Annotated in this window: 12 protein-coding genes and 1 pseudogene; 6 read left to right on the forward strand and 7 right to left on the reverse strand. The window is 66.5% G+C overall.

Annotation, left to right across the window (positions count from 1 at the left end; genetic code table 11):
* The first annotated feature begins 89 nt into the window (after positions 1-89).
* Positions 90-1,325, forward strand: a complete 1,236-nt coding sequence (locus QW887_RS03020; protein WP_315712166.1) for a LysM peptidoglycan-binding domain-containing protein — start codon at positions 90-92, stop codon at positions 1,323-1,325.
* A 63-nt stretch (positions 1,326-1,388) separates the two neighbouring features.
* Here the strand turns inward: QW887_RS03020 and QW887_RS03025 are convergent, their stop codons facing one another.
* Positions 1,389-2,753: a M23 family metallopeptidase gene (locus QW887_RS03025; RefSeq protein ID WP_316194162.1), complete on the reverse strand. Its 1,365-nt coding sequence runs from the start codon at positions 2,751-2,753 to the stop codon at positions 1,389-1,391.
* A 105-nt stretch (positions 2,754-2,858) separates the two neighbouring features.
* Positions 2,859-3,563, reverse strand: coding sequence for a peroxiredoxin (locus tag QW887_RS03030; protein ID WP_315712164.1), 705 nt, complete (start codon positions 3,561-3,563; stop codon positions 2,859-2,861).
* Positions 3,564-4,079: 516 nt separating this feature from the next.
* On the opposite strand from QW887_RS03030, the gene QW887_RS03035 reads away from it, so the two are divergent.
* The gene (locus QW887_RS03035; protein WP_316186940.1) at positions 4,080-7,772 is read left to right on the forward strand and encodes a DUF3971 domain-containing protein; all 3,693 of its coding nucleotides are present in this window, start codon (positions 4,080-4,082) and stop codon (positions 7,770-7,772) included.
* A 50-nt stretch (positions 7,773-7,822) separates the two neighbouring features.
* On the opposite strand, the pseudogene QW887_RS03040 reads toward QW887_RS03035, so the two are convergent.
* The 3 genes and pseudogenes from QW887_RS03040 to tyrS all read right to left on the reverse strand — a co-directional run.
* Positions 7,823-8,402, reverse strand: a pseudogene (locus tag QW887_RS03040) (methyl-accepting chemotaxis protein); the annotation flags it as partial.
* Positions 8,403-8,526: 124 nt separating this feature from the next.
* The gene (locus QW887_RS03045; protein ID WP_316170472.1) at positions 8,527-9,786 is read right to left on the reverse strand and encodes an MFS transporter; all 1,260 of its coding nucleotides are present in this window, start codon (positions 9,784-9,786) and stop codon (positions 8,527-8,529) included.
* 55 nt (positions 9,787-9,841) lie between these two features.
* Positions 9,842-11,095: a tyrosine--tRNA ligase gene (tyrS, locus tag QW887_RS03050; RefSeq protein WP_315712161.1), complete on the reverse strand. Its 1,254-nt coding sequence runs from the start codon at positions 11,093-11,095 to the stop codon at positions 9,842-9,844.
* Between the two features lie 193 nt (positions 11,096-11,288).
* Between tyrS and QW887_RS03055 the strand changes: the two genes are divergently transcribed.
* Positions 11,289-12,392 (forward strand): anhydro-N-acetylmuramic acid kinase, encoded by a 1,104-nt coding sequence (locus QW887_RS03055; protein WP_315712160.1) that lies wholly within the window; start codon positions 11,289-11,291, stop codon positions 12,390-12,392.
* An 81-nt stretch (positions 12,393-12,473) separates the two neighbouring features.
* Positions 12,474-13,151: a glutathione S-transferase family protein gene (locus QW887_RS03060; protein ID WP_316188373.1), complete on the forward strand. Its 678-nt coding sequence runs from the start codon at positions 12,474-12,476 to the stop codon at positions 13,149-13,151.
* A gap of 150 nt (positions 13,152-13,301) precedes the next feature.
* Here QW887_RS03060 and QW887_RS03065 read toward each other — a convergent pair whose 3' ends face one another.
* Positions 13,302-13,949 carry an alpha/beta hydrolase gene (locus QW887_RS03065; protein WP_008971476.1) on the reverse strand — a complete coding sequence of 216 codons (648 nt, stop codon included), beginning with the start codon at positions 13,947-13,949 and terminating at the stop codon, positions 13,302-13,304.
* Positions 13,950-14,267: 318 nt separating this feature from the next.
* A complete protein-coding gene (locus tag QW887_RS03070; protein ID WP_316194163.1) occupies positions 14,268-15,059 on the reverse strand; it encodes a LytTR family DNA-binding domain-containing protein in 792 nt (263 codons plus the stop codon).
* A gap of 172 nt (positions 15,060-15,231) precedes the next feature.
* Here QW887_RS03070 and QW887_RS03075 point away from each other — a divergent pair, with 172 nt between their 5' ends.
* Together QW887_RS03075 and sufB are read left to right on the forward strand one after the other, a co-directional pair.
* Positions 15,232-16,395 (forward strand): cysteine desulfurase family protein, encoded by a 1,164-nt coding sequence (locus QW887_RS03075; protein WP_316194164.1) that lies wholly within the window; start codon positions 15,232-15,234, stop codon positions 16,393-16,395.
* Positions 16,396-16,479: 84 nt separating this feature from the next.
* Positions 16,480-17,976 carry a Fe-S cluster assembly protein SufB gene (gene sufB, locus QW887_RS03080; protein WP_315712155.1) on the forward strand — a complete coding sequence of 499 codons (1,497 nt, stop codon included), beginning with the start codon at positions 16,480-16,482 and terminating at the stop codon, positions 17,974-17,976.
* Positions 17,977-18,050: the final 74 nt, after the last annotated feature.

The following is an 18,050-nucleotide window of genomic DNA, read 5'->3' on the forward strand; positions in this document are numbered from 1 at the left end:
GTGCCCGCCCGGCTGCAATGGTGTTTCGCCGGACCGGATGGTATGGCTCGACACACGCGCGATCGACGCGACCAGCAATGGACCGAGGCATGATCATGAGCGGCAAGCCGGTGATCCGGATCATTCTTGGGGTCGCGGCCCTCATTGTCCTGGCGGCAGCGCTGGTCGTCGTGTTCGATCCCGCCCTGGTCCGTGACGTCCCGATCATCGGGCGGGACAAAACGGCCGCGAGCGGAGCGGCAATCCCGGCGGCCGAAGCGCCGGGGCAGTCCGCATCGGTTCCGACCGCCGAGCAAGCGCCGTCCGCCGCGGACCATGGTCGCGGCGCGAGCCCGCTTGCGACGATGCAGCAGCAGGCGAGTGGTCTTGCCGACGCGCTGGGCCCGCTGGTTCCACAGTCGGGCGCCGAAAGCGATGGTCCGGCGTTCGATGTCGTCAACGTCGCTCCTTCGGGTGACGCCGTCGTCGCCGGGCGCGCAGCGCCCGGCGCCACCGTGGAGCTGCTGCGCAACGGCGAGGTTCATGACCGCGTCGTTGCGGACCGGGCCGGACAGTTCGCCATGGTGCCGCCCCGTCTCCCTGCCGGAACCTACGATCTGACCCTGCGATCGAAGCTCGCCGACGGACACGAGGTGACGTCGAAGCAGAGCGTGGCGGTGAACGTCGAGGCCGGGCGGCAGCAGGCCACGGTGGCTCTGCTGTCGCCGGATGAGCCGACGCGCGTTCTGTCGAAGCCGGCCGGCGCGATCCCGCAGGCGCCGGCGGTGGACGCGGTGGATCACGAGACGAATGGCGTCCTGCGCGTCAACGGCCGGGCGCGTCCGGGCGCGACGGTGAGGCTTTATTTGAACGATCGCCTGATCTCATCGACGGTGGCGGGTGCCGACGGACGTCTCAGCATCGCGATCGGCAAGGACGTCAGCCGGGCGGGCAAAGACCGGATCAGGCTCGACGAGGTCGATCCGGCATCCGGCTCCGTCCAGGCGCGCGCCGAGGTCCCGTTGAGCCTGCCCGACGACGCGACGACTGCATCGCTGTCCTCGGTTGTTGCGGGGGCCGAGACGGCCAAGGCACGCGCGGCCGCTCAGTCCACGCTGGTCGCGGCTGCAGGCAACCCGCGTGAGGCGATCGTGCCCTCTGCCAGAGGCGAGCCGAAGATGACGACGGTCACGGTCGCCCGCGGCGATAGCTTGTGGCACATCAGCCGCCGCCTGCTTGGGGGCGGCACGCGCTACGCGGTCATCTACAAGGCAAACCGGGAGCAGATCCGAAGTCCCGATCTGATCTATCCGGGCCAGGTCTTCATGCTCCCGGCCAGGCGATAGGCCCGGCTGTGGAGCGCCCGCGCGGGACGCTGCACCGCACCAACTTGATGTGAGCTGATTGACCTAGCCCGCGCTCAGCCGGACGCCGGCGCGCAGGAATTTCTGCGGGTCGACGGCTTCGCCGTCGATGCGGGTCTCGTAGTGCAGATGCGGGCCGGTCGAGCGGCCGGTCGAGCCGACCTCGCCGATGATGTCGCCGATCTTCACATACTGGCCGATCTTGACGTTGATCTCGGAGAGATGGCCGTAGCGGGTGGAGAGGCCGTTGCCGTGATCAACCTCGACCATGCGGCCGTAGCCGCCGGCCCAGCCGGCGTTGACCACCTTGCCGTTGGCGGTGACGCGGACCGGATCGCCGGTGGCGGCGCGGAAGTCGAGGCCGGTGTGCATGGCTGGGCGGCCGAGGAACGGATCGGAGCGCACGCCGAAGCCGGAGGTGAACTCGACCTCGCCGATCACCGGCTTGCGATAAGGCACCAGCGACAGCGTGCGGTTCATCTTCTCGACCTGGGCGCGGGTGATGCTGATGCGGTAGAGCTGGCGCTCGAACGGACCGGATTCGGCGCCGAGCTTGACCGGCACGAACGGGCCGCCCATGCCGCCCTTCGGTGCCGCGGCTTCGAGCTGACCCATGTCGAGGCCGAGATCGGTGATGACGCCGCGCATCCGGCGCAGCTTCGATTCCAGCGTCTCCTCGGCCGAGGACAGCATCGCGATCTGCCGCGCCTCGACCTGGTCGAGCGAGCGCGTCAGCCGCGTCAGCACGTTGTCGACGCCGGCGAGCTTGGTCGATGGGTTCGGCTGCGCGTTGGCCATCACGGGGCTGCGCGATTCGAGCCGGGCCTCGCGGTCCGGCGGCGCGGTGAAGATCACGGTGTCGCTGATCGGCGACGGCTTGGGCGTGGCTGGCGCCGACGGCGGCTCGATCGCGACAGGCGCGCGCGCCGGGGCGCGGATCGAGCCGGTGATGTCGGGCATGCTGCCGAGCGCGGTGGCGCGGCCTTCAAGCGCGCTCTGGCGCTTCAGGATCTGGTCGAGCTTCTGGTCGAATTGCTCCTGGTCGAGCAATTGCCGGCTGGTGGCGCGATCGACCTTGGCGCGTAGCTCGGCGATGCGGTCCTCATAGGCGTATTGCATCTCGGCCTGGCGCGCGATCAGCCGCGTCAGCACGTCGTCGCGAAACGCGAAATAGGTCGCGGTCGCCGCCGACCACAGCCCGAGCAGGCTGACGGTGCCGACCACGATCCAGAATACCACCGGGCCGATGCGCACCTGCTTGCCGGCATGCACCAGCGTGTAGTCGCTCTGCGACGCGGCCGCGACCGGCGCCGGATGGCTGACGGGGGCGCGCCGATGGTGATGGGCGTGCCCACGGTCATGAGAATGGTGCTGGGGATATTCGGCGTGATGGCCGGAACGATACGACATCGGCACTCCCGCGCCGGCCGGAGATCGTCGTTCCAGCGGCGTCATTTACGGGAGCGATTTGACCCCTGCATGGTTAATTTTCCGCCAACGCCGTCAGGCGCATTCTCAGAGCGCGCGCGCCGCCGCGAGCACCGCGTCGGCATGGCCGTCGACCTTGACGTTGCGCCACACTTTGGCGACGCGGCCGTCGGCGCCGATCAAGACGGTGCTTCGGATGATGCCGAGAAACTTGCGGCCATAGAGCGACTTCTCGCCCCAGGCGCCGTAGGCCTCCAGCATCTCATGTGTCTCGTCCGAGATCAGGGGCACGGCGAGATCGTGCTTGTCGCGGAAATTGTCCTGCGCCTTGACCGAATCGGCGGAGACGCCGAGCACTGCGGCGCCGGCGGCAGCGAAGTCCTTCGACAGGCGGGTGAAGTCGATCGCCTCCTTGGTGCAGCCGGGCGTATTGGCCTTGGGATAGAAGAACAGCACGAGCTTCTGGCCGCCGTAGTCGGCCAGCGAAACGGTTCCGCCGCCATCGCGCGGCAGCTTGAACGCGGGTGCCTTGACGCCCTCGGTGAGGCCCGTTCCAGTGGTGGCTGGCGTCCTGGTGGGCCCGGCCTTCGCAGCTCCCGTTTTGGTGGTCGCGGCTTTGGACGTCGTGGTCTTTGCGGAGGTCGTCTTGGTAGAGGTCGTCTTGGCGGCTTTCGCCACTGCCGGTTTGGCCGTCTTCTTGGTGGCCTTCTTGGCCGCGGTGGCGAGCCGGTTCCCGTCAATCGCCCCGTAGGACGCCGGGTTGGAGGATTTCTTTTGTGATTCCTTTGACATACGCCTTCCTTTCGTCGCTTTCGGCGGCTCAAAAATGAAAGTATCTCGGTTCTTGTCCGGTGTCCCGGGATCGATCTGGAATCCGTGCTTCGCGGCGCGCAGGGGATCGCGCCTCTTGCGATGAAGCGAAGATCATGGCTACCAGCAGGCGTGAGCACCAGCGCAGTTGAGCACAGTGCAATGACGACTCTCGTACCGTCTCCGGATCAGACGTCCCCGCCACAGAATTCGTCCGGCGGTGGAGAGGCGCCGGTCCGCTGGCGCGAGCAGGTGGGCAAACCTGACGGCGGCGGGGGATAGTGACGAGGATGTCGCGCGTCGTCCGCGCCGCCGGCGAAGCGCCAGCGGCGTGTTGACAGCACCCGCCGAAGCGTGACGGGATCATTTGGGGCATCGAGTCCTGCCGGCAGTGAGCACGCGCGCTGCGTGAACGGGCGGGGCCACACCGGCGACCAACCTGGCCGAGGCCAGGTTGGCACGAATGTTTCGGACACGAGGGGCCGGCACCGAGAGGCAATGGCAAGACAGACATCACCCCACCGGCCCCATCTGCAAGCGGACACCCAGGGCCAGCAGTGGGATGAGGCCGACTGGGATGTGGCCGACCAGTATGAGGCTGCCGCCGAGCACGACGAGACGGTCGGGCAGCGCGCCCGGCGCCTGTTGTCGCGGCCCGATTCGGGCGGGAGCACCGGTCGATTCGGCTGGGCGCGTCTGCCGGGCGGCCGCGTGGCCAAGCGGGTCGTCATCACGCTGGCATCGCTCATGCTGCTCGTCGGGCTCGGCTTCGCCGGCCTGTGGCTGCGGCTCGGTGCGGGCCCGATCAGCCTCGATCTGGCGACGCCGTGGCTCGCGGCGGCGATCGAGGACAATATCGGCCACGGCAACACCGTCGAGGTCGGCGGCACCCAGATCGAGCGTGCCGGCCGGATCAGGATCGCGGTCCGGATCCGCGACATCATCGTGCGCGATCAGGATCACGCCATCGTCGCCAGCGCGCCCAAGGCCGAGGTGCGGCTGTCCGGCGCCGCGCTGCTGATGGGCCAGCTGCGTGCCGAGAGCCTCAAGCTGGTCGACGCCGAGCTCGCGATTCGCATCACCCCGGACGGCACCGTCACGGTGTCGACGGGGGAGACCACCAAGCCGCTGGCAACGGGCGTCGCCTCCAAGCGCGATGCCGGCCTGCCGCCGACATTCCCGCGACCGGGACAGGCCGCGCCACCGCCCAACGCACCGGGACCGCAGGCCGGCTCGCAGCCAGCACCGCCGGCCATGTCGACTGTGCCCGCGACCGCTGCGCCGAACGGCCTGCTTGCCGGCCTGGACTGGCTCGACAGCCTCAGCCTCACCGGGCTCGATGGCCAGAACCTGAACGAGATCGGGTTGAAGAACGGCGTGCTGATCGTCGACGACCAGCAGCGCGGCAACAAATGGACGTTCGAGAACATCAGCCTCAGCCTGCGCCGGCCGTCCGGCGGCGGGGTGGCGCTGAGCCTCGGCGAAGAGGGCGCCAAGCCGTGGCAGCTGCGCATCCTGGTCGGGCCCCAGGCCAACGGCGTGCGCACGGTGGACATCAAGGCCGACAAGGTCTCCACCAGCAACATCCTGCTGGCGATGCGGCTCAAGGATCTCACCTACATGGCGGACCTGCCCATGACCGGCGAGATCAAGGGCGAGCTCGCGCGCGACGGGCTGCCGACCTATCTGCGCGGCAAGATCAACATCGGCGCGGGCAAGATCATCGACACCGATACGCCCGACTATCCGATGGCGATCGACTCCGCCGAGATCAGCATGGAATGGGACGCCGGGCGCCGCGTGCTGATCGCGCCATTGAAGGTGATCTCGGGCGCCAACCGCATCACGCTCAACGCCAATCTCGAGCCTCCGAACGACACCGCAAACGACTGGCGGCTGGGTCTCAACGGCGGCACCATTCTGCTCGGCGCCATCGAAAACGAGCCACCGCTGATCTTCAACCGCATCTCGATCAACTTCCGCTTCGACACCGAGGGCAAGCGCGTGCTGCTGACGCAGGCGGAGGTCTCCAATGGCGAGATCGGCGTCGCCGGCACCGGCAGCGTCGACTATGCCGGCGAGCCGCGGCTGAAGCTCGGCTTCGCGGCGACGCCGATGCCCGCGCTGGCGATGAAACGGATCTGGCCGGCGCTGATCGTGCCGGAGGTGCGGGCCTGGATCATCGAGCGCATCGAGCGCGGCTCGGTGCAGCGGATCGACGTCGCCGTCAATTCGCCGACGCGCAACCTGCCGCGAAAGGGGCCGCCGATTCCCGACGATGGTCTCGACGTCAACATCGTCGCCACCAATGTCACCGTGCATCCGGTCGACGGCTTGCCGTCGGTGCGCGATGCCGACGTGAAGGCGCATGTCACCGGCCGCACCGCGACGGTGACGATCGGGCAGGGCGTCGCGGATACGCCGGCCGGGCGCAAGCTCAACTTCTCCGACGTCGTGTTCGAAGTACCGGACATGGCGCCGAAGCCGTCGCCGTCGCGGGTACGCATGCGCGTCGAAGGGCAGGTCGCCGCTGCCGCCGAAATCCTCGCCTCCGACCGGCTCAACGATCTGTCGTCGATGCCGATCGATCCCAACCAGACCAAGGGAACGTTCCAGGCCAGCGTCAATCTCGCGATGCCGGTCAAGGGCGAACTGACCAAGGCCGACACCAGCTACGCGGTCACGGCCGATCTCAATGGCTTTGCCGCCGACAAACTGGTGATGAACCAGAAGCTCGAGGCCAACACGCTCAAGATCGTGGCCAACACCGCCGGCTATCAGGTGAAGGGCGACGTCAAGATCAACGGCCAGCCGGCCACGCTCGACTATCGCAAGCCGACGGAAGGCGACGCCGACATCAAGATGCAGGCGATCCTCGACGATGCCAGCCGGGCCCGGCTCGGCATGGATCTGGGCACTGCGATCACCGGCAACGTGCCGCTCAAGCTCAATGGCAAGATCGCCGGCTCCAGCGATCGCGACAGCCGCATCGGCGTCGAGGCCGATCTGACCCAGCTCAAGCTCGACAACCTGCTGCCGGGCTGGGTGAAGAATCCGGGCAAATCCGGCAAGGCCACCTTCAACGTTGTCGCCAAGCAGCAATCGACACGCTTCGAGGACATCAACATCGAAGGCGGCGGCGTCTCCATCAAGGGCTCGCTGGAAGTCGACCAGAACGGCGACCTGATGAACGCCAACTTCCCGACCTATTCGCCGTCGGAAGGCGACAAGACGCAGCTCAAGGCCGAGCGCGGCCAGGACGGCGTGCTGAAGCTGTCGATGCGCGGCGACGTGTTCGACGGCCGCGGCTTCCTGAAGTCGGCGATCTCGGGCACCAACAAGGACGCCGACAAGAACAAGGCACGCTCCAACCTCGACTTCGACGCCGAGGTCAAGCTCGGCGCCGTTGCCGGCTTCAACGGCGAGGCGCTGCGCAGCGTCGACCTCAAGTTCTCCAGGCGCGGCGGCGCCTTCAAGAGCTTCAATTTGACCGGCAAGGTCGGCCGCGACACGCCCGTCACCGCCGACATCCGCGTCGGCCGCGAGGCGCCGAGCGCCGATCCTCGCGCGCGTCGCCAGGGCCGCGAGGTGATCTATCTCGTAACCAACGATGCCGGCGCCCTGCTGCGCTTCGCCGACACCTATTCCAAGATGGCTGGCGGCGAGCTGGAACTGGCGATGGAGCCGCCGACGGCCGACTCCAGCCCAAAGGAAGGCCTGGCGATCGTTCGCAACTTCACCGTCAGGGGTGAGCAGGCGCTGGATCGCGCCGCCTCCGGCGCAGCACAGGGCGCCTCGCAAGGCATCGCCTTCACCATGCTGCGCGCGGAGTTCACGCGGCAGAACGGGCTGCTCTCGATCCGCGACGGCGTCGTCAAGGGACCGACGCTCGGCCTGACCATCGAGGGCAGCATCGACTACAACGTCAACCAGGTCCGGGCTTCGGGCACGATCGTGCCGCTGTACGGGCTGAACAACATGTTCAACCAGATCCCTATCGTCGGGCTGTTCCTCGGCGGCAGCAATGAAGGTCTGTTCGGCGTGACCTATGAAGTTGTGGGCACGCCAAGCCAGCCTGTGGTGCGCATCAACCCGATCTCGGCCATGCTGCCGGGCGTGACGCGCAAGATCATGGACTTCAACACCGGCAAGCAGCCATACCCGCCGGCGGAGCTGCCGCCGAACAATTGACGTTGCCGGCCGCCGGCGTTCGGCGACGTCAACGAACCGATCGATGCGGTTCAGGCCGCTCTGACGCCAGCAAGGAAGGTGTCGACCTCGCTGGAGAGCTGCTCGGCCTGCTTGGAGAGGTTGCCGGCCGCGATCAGCAGGTGGCCGGCGGCGCTCCAGGTCTCATTGGCCGCCGTCGAGACGCCGCCGATGTTGGCGGTGACCTCGCGGGTGGCCTGCGCGGTCTGGGTGACGTTGCGCGCGATCTCCGCGGTGGCCGGTCCCTGTTCCTCGATCGCCGATCCGATCGTGGCCGCGATCGCGGACACCTCCTCGATGGTCAGGGTGATGCCGTCGAGCGCGCCGACCGCTTCCCACGTCGCGTTCTGGATCCGGGCGATGCGGTCGCCGATCTCCTGCGTGGCCTGTGCCGGTCTGGCTGGCCAGGCTCTTCACCTCCGCCGCGACCACGGCAAAGCCGCGCCCGGCTTCGCCGGCGCGCGCGGCCTCGATCGTGGCGTTGAGCGCCAGCAGGTTGGTCTGGCCCGCGATGCTCGAGATCAGCTCGGCGACGTGCTCGATCTGCTTGGCGCCATCGGCCAGGGCGCGGACGATCCCGTCGGTATGGCGCGCGCTTTCGACGGCGCGTCCTTGCCGAAATAACTATCATCAAGCAGCCTACTAATCATGAACGCGTGGTTGTTGTGCGCCGTCCACTATGTGGACGGGCGGCTGTCGGAGCGCGCAAGCACATCGTGCTTGGACCGCGGGCCAACTACGTGCGAAGTGCCGGAACGACCAGGAACGGGATCATGCCGATGACGACGCTCACGAGCGCGAGCAGAATGACGGCATCATAGCCGTGGGTGAGATCGTGGATGACGCCGCCGCTCCATGATCCCAGTGCCGATCCGAGCCCGCTGCCGATCGTGATCGTGCCGTAGATGGTGCCAAGCCGCCTGCCGCGGAAGATCTTCATCGCGGTCGCCGACAGGAGCGGCCCGCGCGAGCCGATCATGCTGCCGAAGCAGACGACGAAGCCGGTGAGCAGGAAGATGTTCGGCGAGAATTGCAGCGCCCACAGCATCAGGATTCCTGCGATCGATACGGCGTAGGAGAACAGCACCGACGGCCGCCGGCCGATCAGCCCGTCGAGGGCCGAGACGCCGAGCATGCCGAACAGCAGCACCACGCCCGAGAAGCCCCAGGCGGTGGCGGCCTGCAGCGGCGCAAAGCCGGCATCGATCAGATAGGCGACGACCTGCGGCGCGATCGCATACATGCCAACGGCGGTGAAGAAGAAGGTCGAGAACAACGCCCAGAAGGCGTGATGGCGCAGCGCCCGCGACAAGGTCCAGGCATCGCCGGCGAGTTCGTCGGCAATGGGCCTGGTGATGTGGGGCGCGCCGGCGGCAAACAGCCGCCAGGGCAGCAGCGCCAGCGGCACCAGCAGGATGAAGGTGGCGGCGCCGAACGCCTGATATGTGCTGCGCCACCCGATCGCGTCGATCAGCAGTTGCGAGCCCGGCAGCAGGATCAGCACGCCGGCGCCGGTGGCGGAATAGATCACTGCCATCGCGGTCGGCAGCTTCTTGCCGAACCAGCGGCCCAGCAGGATCGAGTTGGGGACGTTGCCGATCAGCGCGATGCCGATGCCGACGCACAGGCCGATGCTGATCTGGAACTGCCACAGCGCCTGCGCGTGCGCCGCGGCCGTGAAGGCGGAACCAAGCAGCAGGAGGCCGAGCGCATACACGGCGCGTGGTCCGGAGTGATCGAACAGCCGCCCGATCAGCGGTGCGGCGAGGCCGCCGGCGAGCGCCGTCAGTGAATAGATCGAGACGACTTCGGAACGGTCCCAGCCGAAGCTGTCGGAGATCGGCTTGAGAAAGACGGTGAAGCTTTCTCCCAGCCCGCGGCCAATCACCGATAGCGCAAAGCAGAGACCCAGCACCACGAACGCCATGCGCACTCGTGGTGGAGCTGTCGGAATTTCCTCGGCTTGCGCAGGCTCTCGCGGCGCGCTGATCGTCATGCCCTGAGGGAGCGCCTTTCGGCCTTCCCTGACAAGCAGGCAAAAGCGAATGCGGCTATGCAGGCCTGACCAGCACGTGGCGCTTCTTGCCCAGCGACAGCTTGATCACGCCCTCGCTGGTCAGTGCAGCCGGCGTCAGCGCCATCTTCTCGTCGGTGACCGCAATGTCGTTGACGCGCAGGCCACCGCCCTTGATCTGCCGCCGCGCCTCGCCGTTGGAGCCGACGAGGCCGGCCTTGACGAAGGCGTTGAGCACGCCAAGGCCCGCGTCGAGCTCGGCCTGCGGCACCTCGACCGTCGGCAGGTTCTCGGCGATGGCGCCTTCCTCGAAGGTGCGGCGGGCGGTCTCGGCAGCGGTGCGTGCCGCCTCTTCGCCATGCAGCAAGGTGGTGGCCGCATCGGCCAGTGCCTTCTTGGCCTCGTTGATCTCGGCGCCCTGCAGTGCACCGAGCTTCTCGATCTCGGACAGCGGCAGCGTCGTGAACAGCTTGAGGAACTTGACGACGTCGGCGTCCTCGGTGTTGCGCCAGTACTGCCAGAAGTCATACGGGCTGCACTGGTCGGCGTTGAGCCAGATCGCGCCCTGCGCGGTCTTGCCCATCTTGGCGCCGGATGCGGTGGTCAAGAGCGGCGTGGTCAGCGCGAAGAGCTGCTCGGTGCCCATGCGGCGTCCGAGCTCGACGCCGTTGACGATGTTGCCCCACTGGTCGGAGCCGCCCATCTGCAACCGGCAGCCGGTGCGGCGCGCCAGCTCGACGAAGTCGTAGGCCTGGCAGACCATGTAGTTGAACTCGATGAAGCTCATCTCCTGCTCGCGCTCGAGCCGCAGCTTGACGGAGTCCATGGTCAGCATGCGGTTGACCGAGAAATGCCGGCCAATGTCGCGCAGCATCTCGATCCAGTTCAGCTTCGTCAGCCATTCGGCATTGTCGAGCATGATGGCATCGGTGGCGCCATTGCCGTAGCGCAGCACCTTGGCGAACACGCCGCGGATCGACGCCTTGTTGGCCTCGATCTCCTCGACCGTGCGCATCGCCCGCGTCTCGTCCTTGCCGGAGGGATCGCCGACCATGGTGGTGCCGCCGCCCATCAGGGTGATCGGCTTGTTCCCGGTCTGCTGCAGCCAATACAGCATCATCATGGTCAGGAAGTTGCCGATGTGCAGCGAGCGTGCGGTGCAGTCGTAGCCGACATAGGCGGTCGCCTGGCCCTTGGCGGCGAGGGCATCCAGCCCCTCGAAATCCGAGCACTGATGAATGAACCCGCGGCTCTGCAGCACGTTCAGGAAATCAGACTTGAAGCCAGTCATTGTCGGCGACTCTGAGCATTTGTTTACGGTATTGACCGCTTGTCGCGGGGACGTGCGGGAGGCACATGCCACGGATACGGGCGTTGTGGCATTATAAGATGCGCCGGGCTTGTACAAGCATGTGCACGGCCTGGGCGGGACCTCAAATCGGCCGTACTTGGCAAGCAGGGCAGGGTTTTCAGGTTCGACTGCAATGATTCTGACCGCACTTGGCCTCATGAGTGGCACCTCGCTCGACGGGGTGGACGTGGCCCTGATCGAGACCGATGGGCGGCAGATCAAGAGCCTCGGTCCCTCGGGCTACCGGGCCTATAGCGCCGCGGAGCGCAGCCTGCTGCGCGAGGCGCTCGCCGATGCGGTGCAGATCGAGCGGCGCGATGCGCGCCCCGGACGGGTGCGCGACGCCGAGCGCGTCGTGACGGTGGCGCATGCCGAGGCGGTCGCCGCGTTCCTGGCGCAGCACCGGCTCAAGCCCGAGGACATCGACATCATCGGCTTCCACGGCCAGACCGTGCTGCACCGCCCCGAGCGCCGCCTGACCGTGCAGATCGGCGACGCGGCCGTGCTTGCCAAGTCCGTCCACATCCCGGTGATGCACGATTTCCGCGCCGCCGACGTCGATTTCGGCGGGCAGGGCGCGCCGTTCGTACCCGTCTATCACCGCGCCCTGGCGCAGTCGCTGTCGCGCGCGGGGCCGATCGCCGTGGTCAATATCGGCGGCGTCTCCAACATCACCTATATCGACGGCGACGACGTGCTGATCGCCTGCGACACCGGTCCCGGTAATGCGCTGCTCGACGATTTCATGCACCGGACCACGGGACAGGCATTCGATCAGGATGGCCGCGTGGCGGAGCAGGGCAACCCGGACGAGGCCTGGATCACCAGTGCGCTGGAAATGCCCTTCTTCGCGCTGCCGCCGCCGAAATCTCTCGACCGCAATGATTTTGCCGCGCTGAAGCTGGGCGATGTGAAGCCGGCGGACGGGGCCGCGACCCTGACGGCGTTCACGGCCGCAGCGATTGCCCGCATCGTCCCGCTGCTGCCGAAGCCGCCGGCGAGCTGGATCGTCTGCGGCGGCGGCGCCCGCAACCATACCATGATGCGGATGCTACGGGAGCGTGTCGCGCCGGCGAGCGTCGAATCGGCCGATGCGCTGGGCTGGTCGGCGGACGCCATCGAGGCCCAGGCGTTCGGCTTCCTGGCGGTCCGCGGCATGAAGGGCCTGCCGCTGAGCTATCCCACCACCACCGGCGTGCCGTTTCCGATGACCGGCGGAGTGATCGCGCGGCCATGATCCATGCATCTGCATGGACCTTGACAGTTCCATGCGCATGCATCTAGTTTGATGCATCTGCATCAAACTGCCGAGGATGTCATGGCGCCTGCCCTGAAGCTGATCAGCCACAAGCTCTGCCCCTATGTGCAACGCGCCGTCATCGCGCTCACCGAGAAGGGCGTCGCATTCGAGCGGATCGACATCGATCTCGCCAACAAGCCCGACTGGTTCCTGAAGATATCGCCGCTCGGCAAGGTGCCGGTGCTGGTCGTGCCGACGGCGCAAGGCGAGGTGGCGCTGTTCGAGAGCAACGTGATCTGCGAGTACATCGAGGACACGCAAGCCGGCGCGCGGCTGCATCCCGAGGGCGCGCTCGCGCGTGCGCAGCATCGCACCTGGATGGAGTTCGGTTCAGCGATCCTCGGCGATCTCTGGGGCCTGGAGACGACGCAGGATGCCGCGGTGTTCGCGGCCAAGCGCGAGGCGCTGACGGCGAAGTTCGTCCGCGTTGAGGCTGCGTTGGGCGAGGGGCCGTATTTCGATGGCGTCCGCTTCAGCCTAGTCGACGCCGTCTTCGCGCCGATCTTCCGCTACTTCGATGTGTTCGATGGCTACGGCGATCTCGGCATCTTTGCGTCCACGCCGAAGGTTCGGGCGTGGCGCGATCGGCTCGCGCAGCGGCCGAGCGTGAGGACGGCGGTCAGCGCCGACTATCCGCAGCTGCTGCGCGCGTTCCTCGCGCGGCACGATGCGTATTTGTTGAAGCAGGCGGCGTAGGAACGTTGTTGTCGTACCGAGCGTTCACGCCACTCACAGTGCCATCGCCCGGCTTGACCGGGCGATCCAGTATTCCGAGACGCTGATGATCAGCCGAGAAGCCGCGGCGTACTGGATCACCCGCTTTCTTTCGCGGGTGATGACGCAACCTCACCTCACATTGGCGAGGCGCATGTCGAGATAGGCGGTGATGGTTTCCATCAGCGGCTCGAGCTTGCCGTCGAAGAAGTGGTTGGCGCCGGGGATGACCTGCTGGTCGATCACGATGCCCTTCTGCGTCTTCAGCTTCTCGACCAGCGTGTTGACGTCCTTGGGCGGCACCACCGCATCGCGCTCGCCGTGCACGATCAGGCCCGAGGACGGGCAGGGCGCCAAGAACGAGAAGTCGTAGAGGTTGGCGGGCGGCGCGATCGAGATGAAGCCCTCGACCTCCGGGCGGCGCATCAGGAGCTGCATGCCGATCCAGGCGCCGAACGAGAAGCCGGCGACCCAGCAGGCGCGAGCTTCGGGGTTGATGGTCTGCGCCCAATCGAGCGCGGAGGCCGCATCGGACAGCTCGCCGGTGCCGTGATCGAACGAACCCTGGCTGCGGCCGACGCCGCGGAAATTGAAGCGCAGCACCGAAAAGCCGCGATGCGCGAAGGCATAGTAGCACTGGTACACGATCTGATGGTTCATCGTGCCGTGGAACTGCGGATGCGGATGCAGGATCATCGCGATCGGCGCGTTCTTCTGCTTCGCCGGATGGTAACGGCCTTCGAGGCGGCCGGCCGGACCGTTGAAGATGACTTCAGGCATCAGAGAATCCTTGGCAGAGCGTCGACCGACTTCGTCCATGCTTCATCTGGCGCCTCGCCGACGAGTTCAGCAGGAAAAGTGGTGATCGAGCGCCATCCGTTCGCTTGGACGGAGCAGCGCTGGCGTGACTGGAAGTTGGCCTTCTAGCATGGAGCGCGGGGCAAAAAGCAAGGATTTTCAACGCCCGGCAAGGCGGCTGCGGCAGGGATGCAGGCCGGGCTGCCGATACAGTGGCGGGGCGAAGCGGTCGCGGAACGTGATCCGAATGCGCCTGCAATTCGATGAAAATACTGGCGTTTTCGTCTGCAGCCCGGCCGTTCAGCGCAGCGACGCCCTGTGCTCCAGTTGCGCAACGGCGCTGCGATAGCGGCGGCTGCCCTGCGCGGATTGTCCGTTGTCGAAGGTCAGGCCGAAATCGCCCGTTGGCAGGACCGAAAGCGCGGCGACCCGGGCCATGTTGACCAGCCGGCCGCGGTGGATGCGGACGAGCGCGAAGCGGGCGAGCTCGACCTCGGTGGCCGACAAGGTGCCGCGGATCAGATGTCGCCTGCCGTCGGCCATGGCATATTCGACGTAGTTGCCGGCCGCGGCGACCCACAGGATGTCGGCCGGCGAGATGCGGATGCGGCTCGCGCCGTCGCGCAGCCAGAGCGTGGCAGGGGCAGGAGGCTCGGATCGCCGTGTCGGCTCTCGGACAGCGCTCGCGCGATAGCCGTCGTACAGCCAGAGCGTGGCACCGATGAGGAGCGCCGTCATGACGTCCTTGCGGAACTCGTACACGATGGTGGCCAGCGAGAGCTGGAAGTCGTACGCGCCGCCCGCGCTCCACATCAGCAACTTGCGCAGCGTCACCATGCCGATCATGTGAAGCGCAGAGAAGGCGACCACGGCGGCAATTGCGAGCGCGATGTGACGTGCCATGGCAGCCGGACCCAGCCGGATGGAACGAACCGTAGCGACCAGCAGCGGCGCCAGCAGGATGAGGACGACAATGCTCGTCATCTCCCACAGCAACTGTTTTTCCAGATCATAGGCCGCGCCCCGCCTGACGGCATCGTGGGCGGCGGAGAGGGCGTTGACGACGCCGACGCCGAGCGAGAGCCCGGCCATGATCGCTTAGAAGGTCCGATCATTCGGACGCAGCATCGAGCCGACAAGCTTGTTCATGGCAACGGACCCGCTATCTCAATCTCGCGCCCGACAATATCACGCTGGCCGTCGCGCATCATCATGGCGCGGGCGAGCGATGGTCGTTCGTGGCCCGAGTTGATAAGAACGAGCCATGGCCGACAGGATCTATCTCGACTGGAATGCGACGACCCCGCTGCGACCGCAAGCGCGCGCGGCGATTCTCGCCGCCATGGATCTGGTCGGCAATCCCTCGTCGGTTCACGCCGAAGGCCGCAAGGCGCGGCGGCTGACCGAGGAGGCCCGCGAGGTGATCGCCCGGGGGCTCGGCACCGTCGCGCGCAGCGTGGTGTTCACCTCCGGCGGAACCGAGGCCAATGTGCTCGCCTTGAGCCCAGGCCTGCGCGCGCCGGCCGGCCCGGTCGAGCGGCTGCTGGTGTCGGCGGTCGAGCATGCCTCGGTGCTGGCCGGCGGCCGGTTCGCGCCATCCGTCGTGCAGACGATCCCGGTCGACCCCTCCGGCGTGGTCGATCTCGGCCGCCTGGAAGCCCTGCTGGCCGGAGGGCCGCCGGCGCTGGTATCCGTCATGGCCGCCAACAACGAGACCGGGGTGCTTCAACCGGCTTCGAAAGTTGCTGAGATCGTGCACCAGGCGGGCGGCCTGCTGCAGGTCGACGCGGTCCAGGCATTCGGGAAAATACCCCTCGATATCAAAGGGATGGGCGCAGACCTTGTAACCATCTCTGCGCACAAGATCGGCGGACCCAAGGGCGTCGGCGCGCTGGTTCTGGGCGCTGGTGTGGAGGAGCCGATTCCGGTTCTCCGCGGTGGCGGCCAGGAGCGCGGTCGCCGGGCTGGAACCGAAAACGTCGCAGGAATTGCCGGATTTGGCGCCGCGGCCGGTGCTGCCCTGGCTGGGCTCGAGGTCGACCTGCCCCGGATCACGGCGCTGCGCGACCGGCTGGAAACGGGCCTTCGTCAAACCGCTGGCGTGACGGTATTTTCCTCCGAAGCGGCGCGGCTTCCGAACACGACGCTGTTCACGGCGCCGGGGCTGAAGGCCGAGACAGCCGTGATCGGGTTCGATCTCGAAGGAATCGCGGTGTCTTCCGGCTCGGCCTGCTCGTCCGGCAAGGTCCAGCCCTCCCATGTCCTGGAAGCGATGGGCGCCAGTTCCGCAGCGGCCCAGGGAGCGGTGCGCCTCAGTCTGGGCTGGTCCACGACGGAGGCGGACGTCGATCGCGGCCTGCAGGCTTGGCGAAAGCTGTCATTGACCCTACTTAAAGGTGGCGACGAAACCGTGCTTGAGCGATTCTAAGGGCGTGATTTCGTCGAGGAAACGTCGTAAGACGGTTCCAGAACGTGTCCACCGCGGTCCTTGAAACCGCGAGCGGAGGATTGGATGCCAGCCGTACAAGAGACGGTCGACCGCGTCAGGCGGATCGACGTCGACCAATATCGCTATGGGTTCGAGACCGTCATCGAATCCGAGAAGGCTCCGAAGGGGCTTTCCGAAGACACCGTCCGCTTCATCTCGGGCAAGAAGAACGAGCCCGCCTGGATGCTCGAATGGCGCCTTGAGGCCTATCGCCGGTGGCTGACCATGACCGAGCCGACCTGGGCGCGCGTCGACTATCCGAAGATCGATTTCCAGGATCTCTACTACTACTCGGCGCCGAAGCCGAAGAAGCAGCTCTCCTCGATCGACGAGATCGATCCGGAGATCCTGAAGACCTATGAGAAGCTCGGCATTCCCTTGCGCGAGGTCGCGATCCTCGAAGGCGTCGAGCCGGTGCCCGGCGCCGGCAGCCCCGAGACGCGCAAGATCGCGGTCGACGCCGTGTTCGATTCGGTGTCGGTGGCGACGACGTTCAAGGAGGAGCTGAGGAAGGCCGGCGTGATCTTCATGCCGATCTCGGAGGCGATCCGCGAGCATCCCGAGCTCGTACAGAAATATCTCGGCAGCGTGGTGCCGACGTCCGACAATTTCTACGCGACCTTGAATTCGGCGGTGTTCTCCGACGGCTCGTTCGTCTACGTGCCGCCGGGCGTGCGCTGCCCGATGGAGCTGTCGACCTACTTCCGCATCAACGAGCGCAACACCGGCCAGTTCGAGCGCACGCTGATCATCGCCGACAAGGGCGCCTACGTAAGCTACCTCGAAGGCTGCACGGCGCCGCAGCGCGACGAGAACCAGCTGCATGCCGCCGTGGTCGAGCTGATCGCGCATGACGACGCCGAGATCAAGTACTCGACGGTGCAGAACTGGTATCCGGGCAATTCGGAAGGCAAGGGCGGCATCTATAATTTCGTCACCAAGCGTGGCGACTGCCGCGGCGACAATTCCAAGATCTCCTGGACCCAGGTCGAGACGGGATCGGCGATCACCTGGAAATATCCGAGCTGCATCCTGCGCGGCGACAATTCGCGCGGTGAGTTCTATTCGATCGCGATCTCGAACGGCTATCAGCAGGTCGATAGCGGCACCAAGATGATCCATCTCGGCAAGAACACGACCAGCCGGATCATCTCCAAGGGCATCGCCGCAGGCCGCTCGCAGAACACCTATCGCGGTCTCGTCACGGCGCATCGCAAAGCCACCGGCGCGCGCAACTTCACCGCCTGCGATTCGTTGCTGATCGGCGACAAATGCGGCGCGCATACCGTGCCGTATATCGAGGCCAAGAATTCCTCGGCCACCTTCGAGCACGAGGCGACCACGTCCAAGATCTCCGAGGACGTGCTGTTCTACTGCATCCAGCGCGGTCTTTCGCAGGAGGAGGCGGTCGGGCTCGTCGTCAACGGCTTCGTCAAGGACGTGCTGCAGCAGCTCCCGATGGAGTTCGCGGTCGAGGCGCAGAAGCTGATCTCGATCAGCCTCGAAGGTTCGGTCGGCTGAGGCCACATTGCAGCGGGGCCGCGGCGCGGCCCGCTCGTGCTGACATCGATATCATACGCCCTCGGAACCCGATG

The organism is Bradyrhizobium sp. SZCCHNRI3052, from assembly GCF_032484895.1.
Classification (GTDB): domain Bacteria; phylum Pseudomonadota; class Alphaproteobacteria; order Rhizobiales; family Xanthobacteraceae; genus Bradyrhizobium.

Excerpts from the sequence above, each read along its gene's own strand:
- QW887_RS03055 (WP_315712160.1), top strand. The coding sequence starts at position 11,289 with ATGATTCTGACCGCACTTGGCCTCATGAGTGGCACCTCGCTCGACGGG.
- QW887_RS03045 (WP_316170472.1), bottom strand. The coding sequence starts at position 9,786 with ATGACGATCAGCGCGCCGCGAGAGCCTGCGCAAGCCGAGGAAATTCCG.
- QW887_RS03075 (WP_316194164.1), top strand. The coding sequence starts at position 15,232 with ATGGCCGACAGGATCTATCTCGACTGGAATGCGACGACCCCGCTGCGA.
- tyrS (WP_315712161.1), bottom strand. The coding sequence starts at position 11,095 with ATGACTGGCTTCAAGTCTGATTTCCTGAACGTGCTGCAGAGCCGCGGG.
- QW887_RS03025 (WP_316194162.1), bottom strand. The coding sequence starts at position 2,753 with ATGTCGTATCGTTCCGGCCATCACGCCGAATATCCCCAGCACCATTCT.
- QW887_RS03060 (WP_316188373.1), top strand. The coding sequence starts at position 12,474 with ATGGCGCCTGCCCTGAAGCTGATCAGCCACAAGCTCTGCCCCTATGTG.
- QW887_RS03070 (WP_316194163.1), bottom strand. The coding sequence starts at position 15,059 with ATGGCCGGGCTCTCGCTCGGCGTCGGCGTCGTCAACGCCCTCTCCGCC.
- QW887_RS03030 (WP_315712164.1), bottom strand. The coding sequence starts at position 3,563 with ATGTCAAAGGAATCACAAAAGAAATCCTCCAACCCGGCGTCCTACGGG.
- QW887_RS03035 (WP_316186940.1), top strand. The coding sequence starts at position 4,080 with ATGGCAAGACAGACATCACCCCACCGGCCCCATCTGCAAGCGGACACC.
- QW887_RS03020 (WP_315712166.1), top strand. The coding sequence starts at position 90 with ATGATCATGAGCGGCAAGCCGGTGATCCGGATCATTCTTGGGGTCGCG.
- QW887_RS03065 (WP_008971476.1), bottom strand. The coding sequence starts at position 13,949 with ATGCCTGAAGTCATCTTCAACGGTCCGGCCGGCCGCCTCGAAGGCCGT.
- sufB (WP_315712155.1), top strand. The coding sequence starts at position 16,480 with ATGCCAGCCGTACAAGAGACGGTCGACCGCGTCAGGCGGATCGACGTC.